4 protein-coding genes are annotated in these 6,578 nt (G+C 58.3%); all 4 read left to right on the top strand.

Annotated features, from left to right (window positions below):
• Positions 1-933 precede the first annotated feature (933 nt).
• Complete coding sequence (locus tag CUJ91_RS31465; protein WP_114157986.1) at positions 934-1,176, top strand: hypothetical protein; 243 nt, start codon at positions 934-936, stop codon at positions 1,174-1,176.
• Positions 1,177-3,413: 2,237 nt separating this feature from the next.
• On the top strand, positions 3,414-3,653 hold the full coding sequence (locus tag CUJ91_RS31450) for a DUF2442 domain-containing protein (protein ID WP_114158119.1): 240 nt from the start codon (positions 3,414-3,416) through the stop codon (positions 3,651-3,653).
• A gap of 405 nt (positions 3,654-4,058) precedes the next feature.
• Positions 4,059-4,406 carry an H-NS histone family protein gene (locus CUJ91_RS31445; protein WP_114157984.1) on the top strand — a complete coding sequence of 116 codons (348 nt, stop codon included), beginning with the start codon at positions 4,059-4,061 and terminating at the stop codon, positions 4,404-4,406.
• A 627-nt stretch (positions 4,407-5,033) separates the two neighbouring features.
• On the top strand, positions 5,034-6,377 hold the full coding sequence (locus CUJ91_RS31440) for an alkaline phosphatase family protein (RefSeq protein WP_114157983.1): 1,344 nt from the start codon (positions 5,034-5,036) through the stop codon (positions 6,375-6,377).
• Positions 6,378-6,578 lie beyond the last annotated feature (201 nt).

Below are 6,578 nucleotides of genomic sequence, written 5' to 3'. Positions count from 1 at the left end.
CTTTCTGGTCCCCGGAAAATCCAATTTTGAAGCGTCCGAAATCATATGATGAACGCGGATATCGCACAATACCGCCTGCGCCGCGCTCTGATGACACGCCAATTTAAATATTTCAGCCGGTCATCATTGACCCACTCCGTCAGTTACTGGAAAACTGTTTCCGGCGCTGCGCCCATTGCATTACATAGATATTCGCGCAATCGTTGCCATCAGATTGTTAAACATTGCAATTGACGGCTGTGCTTTCCGTTATCGGTTCATACTGCATCCGTTGCCAGTTGGTCATTAGCCAAGACCGCTCAATTCAAAACGGGGACAGCCAACATCGATTTCAGGGGCTGGCACAAGATTCAATCGAATCACACTGTTTATGCAAAATGAATAGAAAGAGAGAGGGAATTCATTGGACGTCCAACAGGACATCCACAAAGGCTCCGCTTTTGCCTCCAACGCTAGAGTCCGTCCGTTCGCTGTCGCTTCGTAATCACCTCGCGCTCGCCGCATTGTGCGCGGGCGAGGGAAACGGGCACCTGCTCAGCGACCTCATACATGTGTTGTACATGTCCTGGTATCTTCGGGAGGCTGGCTTCGGAACCGCCGACGGCGCACTGTTTCGAGACGCTGCCGCGGCACTTGAGCGCTGCGCGGCTCTGGCAACAGCAGCCGACGTATGGCAGGTGAGCCCGGCTGACGCTGCGGTTCTACAACGGCTGCTGGCAGTTCACGACGAACAACTTGCGAGTACGCCGGTCGGCGTCATGCATGGCGCGCAGAAACGGATAGCGCGATTTGCGAGAAGCGACCGAAAGGTGCCGTGGCAGGAAACAGGCCCTTGACCAGGAAAGACGAGTGGGTTGCGCTCACGCGCGTAACTTCGGTGCGTTGGCGACAGCCGGTAAAATCGGCGCATCGGGAGTGACGGGGAGAATCACCATGCTTGCAAGAGGCGCCTTTGGCGCAATGACGCTGATTACCGAATACGACGCCGCTGGCAACCGCATTCGCTGGCTGCGACTGGAACCCGCGACCGATGGACGAGCCGTCGTGCTCGTGGAAGTGGATGAGCGCAAGCCCGGCATACACCGCGAAATGCGCTATGAGATAACGCCTTCAGAGCTGATTGCCGTAATTCGTGCGCACGGTGCGGCGTTGACAGCCGTTGTCGTCCCAACGTAAGCCCCCATCGAGACGGTGGCTACGGACTGCTTCCTACAGTAAGCCCCTCCATCTTCGGGCGACACCCCGATGCACTCAGGCCCAGGCCATTCGGCATGTGCGGCGGCTGCACCGTTATGACCGACTGCTTGCCCAGCACGTGGCGCGACCGGCGCAGCAACCACATCTCGCAGGCACCGGCCTGCTGCAGAAGCAAGTCAACCGGCGCACAAAAAGGTTATCCCCCGTTCCGACGGCGCTGGAATCTGGTATCCCCGTGTGGCCGCAATACTGCCTCAGACCTTGCATCGTCGTTCCACGGGTTATATAGACGAACTGGGACGGCACAGGGAATCCAGGCAACATGCGCTCATTTTCGGTCCGGGCGCACGCGATGGACGGCCGCTACGCCCGAGTTGCGGTGGCGCCGCGCCTTGTTTGAAGACGACTCTAACTATTCCACTGAAAGCGAGCGCCCGGTCCTTTCCTCGTTGTACCGGACGCTGCCAGTCTGTTTCTAGCTCCCACCGAAAAAGATGTCGCATTGTGGGGTCGTGCCGCAGGGTCTTGCACGTTTCACGCCGCCTTGCACTTTCGTATCGGGCATGCCGCCGTATGCCTGGGTCGCCGCACTCGGTGCGACGTCTGAAGTCACAGCATTTTGAGGTGCGGCAGGCTGTGTCGTATCTGGCATTCCTTGCGAATGCGCCAGGCCGGCCAAAACAACCAGCCCTGCTGCGGAAGCAACCATCAGTCGCGTTTTCACGTTGGCTCCTGAAATACATTGAGTTTCCAATCGATGTGATTGGTCATTCGCGAACGCCGGAATCGTCGTTCACCTGAGATACTCAGACACGCGTCTTTCAGGTCTGCGGGCCTGATGCCCGAGGCCAAAGCTCTAAGTCGTTGGAAAAGACGGAAGTGCAGTGCGCCGAGCGGAGTTCCCGGACGGAAGGTGGCGTGCGAACTGGCAGTGCCGATGAATTTTGTGGACCCGCGACACGAAATAATCGCCCTGCATCTATGTTATAGGGCGTGCGATACCGATGCGGTAGCGAATATTCATGGCGGGTTCTACTCGCTGCCTCCCATCGCGCCTTTTTACGCCATCTCTGGGCGTAATCGCTGACCGTCTGGCGGATTTGACCAGCGACAGGTTTAGACGAGTTGCCACCGACATTAAACCGCTCTTTGGCGACGAGACCTGATGGCTTTCACCACGTCGCTTCGAGCAACCGCACCGGAATTTCTGCCGTCGGGATTCCCATGTACCTCAAATACTCCTTTTCAGAACTGATGGGCCGGGTCAGCATTGTGAACGTCCGAGGCGTATCAGAATGCTTTTGCAGCGCAGCTGACGCGGCCTGACTTCCCGTGCGGCGCCCGCGATGCGCTTAAGTGCTGCGGCCTCCGGCGAGACCTTCATTTCTGCCATCACGTCCTGGTCGCCAGCGCGGCTAATGCCGCAAAGTCATGATTGATTGGACATCATGGTTACGCGGCTTCGTGTCTCGCCATGAGACATCACCCACAGCGTGCACCACGGCGCGGACTCATCGGGAATCGGCACCACCAGTTCCTCGATAACTTGGGACAACGTGTTCCAGACAGGCGAAGCGGCGTTTGGGCGTTTGGGCGTTTGGGCGTTTGGGCGTTTGGGCGTTTGGGCGTTTGGGCGTTTGGGCGTTTGGGCGTTTGGGCGATGAAAAAAGTTGTGCGACACCCAGCGAGGGCGCGACAGCGGTCAGGCTGCAGTCAGCGGGGACGATAGTGCCTGAGAAGGCGCCGCAGTGGCCCTACAGTGCGGCCGAACGGAACGCGGGTAGACCGTCGGTGCCGCTCTCCCTCAGACTGATTCCGGCGCTACCGGCGCCGAGCAGGTTCAGCGCCATATCGGCTAGCGTCTGCAGCACGGCGCCCTTCAGCGGCGCGAGCGCTCGCGCCAGCCGGTGCAACGCACTTTTGTCGAAGCCTGCCCCCATAGCCCGACGGATAAAGGACGATTCGCACTCGCCTGAAGGGACGTGGTCCAAACGCACTACGTCATGCGCTCACACGATAAAGCATCCCGTCGGCGTCCCCTGCCGTAACTTCCACGGTCACACCTGGCAAACCGCCGACCGGCGACATCGCGTTGAAAATGAAGAAACGCATCACTTCAGTCCCGCCCCGGACGCAGTCCTCCGTTCTGGCATTCGTTCTTGTACGGCGCCTTGCGGGGGACTATCTTTAAGTTGCTTCTCATTCAGGAGACGGCCATGGACTGCAGGGTGGTAAGTGTGCATTTCGACAGCCGGCACCTGTTTGTCGACCTGGCTGACGGTCGGGCTGTCCAGTTTCCACTGGACCGGTTCCCTGTCCTGCGAGCAGCGACAACAGCGGAGCGCGGGCATTTCGCAATCTCTTTGGACCGCCAGCAGTTGTACTGGCCGGAACTGGACGAAGAGATGAACGTCACCGCCTTGTTTCAGTCCTCGCGAGACCACACGCAACACTAGCGGCTTTTTCTGAAGAGCAAATGCTGCAAGCAGGGTGCCGAGCGCCTCAAACAGCCACACTATTTACCCGGTCGGTTCGGGAAAATGGCGTTTGGTTACTGAGTGGTTATGCCAGTAAGCCGCGAAATAAAAGTCCACGGTTCATCGCGCCAGTAGACGATATGCTGCCTTGCGACGGCAGACCTGGCAGGCCGCGCACCTGCGAGACTCACTGATGCTGAGTCCTTCATCGTGGAGGGATGCTCCCTGCACAAAGCTAACACAATCCAGGTGGCCGGCTCGTCGCCGGCTTCGCTGGTCCCCGCATCGCTCGACCGTATCACGTGCGTGCATCTCGACCACCTATACTTACGAACCATCCGCCGAAATCAATCGACGGGGATATCGGCAAAGAGTTAAGAATATATGGCATATCAGGGTATTGAAATCGCTCAGCTGCGCGCACAACAAGAAGCATTGAACAAGCAACTGGCTGAAGCCAAGGAACGAGAGACCCTCCTCGTGTTGAACGAAATCGTGCAAAAGATGGGTGAATACGGCATCTCGGTCTCCGAGCTGACGGGGCGCAAGGTAGGCGTTCACGCAAATGAGCTGGCAGCAAAGTACCGCGACCCCGTAAGCGGCTCAACGTGGAGCGGCCGTGGGCGAGCACCCGCTTGGATTGCAGGCAAGGACCGCAATGAGTTCCTAATGGACGAGCGTGCCGCTTCGCACGCTAGGGCGCAAGCGGTGCTGTTTTCTGAAGGACATTGAACAAGTCGCGTTGCTCCACGCTCTCGTCTGGAGTTGTGATTTCACCGGTCCGTTAAACACGCCGCTCGCTTTGTACGAGTCGAAGAACACGAATGAGCACCCCTAAGTTGTGAGTCTAGAAGTGGCTTACACCGGTGCCCGCGGAGACAGCGCATTTGACCGCCTGTCTGACGAAGAATAACGCGCGCGCCCTGCAAGACGTCTCGACGCGCAAGTAGCGTCGCGGGCCTGTTCTTCTGTGTCTGAACGATGACGTCAGTTGGTACGTATTCCCGCAACCCGCCAACGACGGAGATTGACCACCGAGCATCCTCTCATGCGGCGACCGCCCCCTCCCTCTGACGGCGGTCGCCGCTTGGCCGCAGTAAATCGTAGCGCTAACAATTCGACGCGGGGCGCGCGAGCACTTTGGCGCGATGCGCTGATAACGAAACAGGACGCAGCGGGCCCTCGCGTAGCGTGACTATTCTCATTGCGTTTTCGGGAAGCCAGCATATAAATAAACCAGTTCCTTGCGCCTAACTGTAGCCGGCACGAAGTCGAACTGACAGCGGTGGCCCGAGTGCCTTCTGTGTTGGCTTGCCGCCAACATGAAAGAGCACGGCCAAGAGAGTTCTGAGGTGACCTATGGCAGCAATACAGCACGTTTTCGTTCTGATGCTTGAGAATCGTTCGTACGACAGCGTGTTTGGATGGTCAAACCTGACTGGAGTCACACCGGGAGGTGAGACCACAATCGCCAACGGACTGCCGGCGACGCCCATAGTCAATTTCGGACGAGCTGGGACGGCTTATCAACTCGGCAAGGGTGCGCCCTATGCGCTTGGCTTCGACCCCGGACACGAGTTTACCGACGCCTGTGTCCAACTGTGCGGGCTACAGGTCGCCAGTGGAGATACCGTGCGTAATGACTCCCTCGTTTTCGGCCCGAACGGCTATCCACCATTTGCGACGGACACTTCGACGATGGGCTTTGCCGCGACGTACGAAGACCATTCCGACGCGGTAGCCGACGCTTTCAACGCCTTCACACCGGACCAGCTCCCAGTACTGAACTTCCTGGCCCGCCAGTACGGTGTGTGCGATAACTGGTTTGCATCGATGCCGGGACCAACGTGGCCGAATCGTTTCTTTGCCGTGGCGGGCACCTCGTCCGGGCTCGACCATTCTCCGAGCGACGCCCAAGTTGTGGAAGCGGTGTTCTTCAACGCGCCACTTTTCACTTTTCCGAACGGGACCGTTTTCTCCAAGCTTCAGGACGCCGACTGGCTTATCGTGCAAGGCGACGTTGCACAGGCCCGCGGTATTCACGGGATGCAAAATCTGCTCAGTCGTTTCGTTCGAATGGATACGCTGCTTTCCCGGCTTGCTGATAACTCATTGACCGAGAAATTTATCTTTATAGAGCCAACGTACGATGCGAAGAATGACTTCAGGAACGGCAATTCGATGCATCCGGCTGGCGACGTTCGAAAAGGGGAAGCGTTAGTCAAGCAAGTGTACGATGCCATCAGTGGCAGCAAACTATGGTCGAGCAGTGTCCTCCTCATCGTCTTCGATGAGCATGGCGGCTTCTTTGACCATGTGACACCTCCTAATGCGGAGCCGCCGGGCTCGCCGGAAAATGGCCGCCTGAAAACCCATAACTTTGCGTTTGACAGGCTAGGCGTACGCGTACCGGCCATCGTCGTCTCTCCATTCGTTCCTGCTGGCACCATAGACCATTCGGTGTACGACCACAGTTCAATTCTGAAAACAACGGATACGCTGCTTGGGCTCAACGGAGCCCTCAACTTGACGGCGCGCGCGCGCGCAGCGGACAGCTTCTCGAAGATGTTGAGCCTTTCTACCCCTTGCTCCGATATCCCGCAATGCCCGTCGCCCGTCGCTGGAAGCGGTGACTCGCGGCCCACGAGCGAAGGCGCTCCGCGGTCGAAGGACCCTTTTCTGCCACTCTATGCGCATCGCTAGAACCGGCGGCTCACACTAGGACATCCGGCCCCCGACAAGCGACCATCGTAGTGAACTCAGGCGACCGCCTCCTTCTGGCGACTCCGAGTGGCAACTTCAACCGCAGACTGGCGGAAAAGAAGCGCATGCCGCGACAGCGGAACGTCAGTCATTTCATCATAGGCCCCGACGTGCCAACCGTCGTCGCTGCCCTCGGAGTCG

It is taken from the genome of Paraburkholderia graminis, from assembly GCF_003330785.1.
Lineage (GTDB): Bacteria > Pseudomonadota > Gammaproteobacteria > Burkholderiales > Burkholderiaceae > Paraburkholderia > Paraburkholderia graminis.
This window is presented reverse-complemented; position numbering and strand designations above follow the sequence as displayed.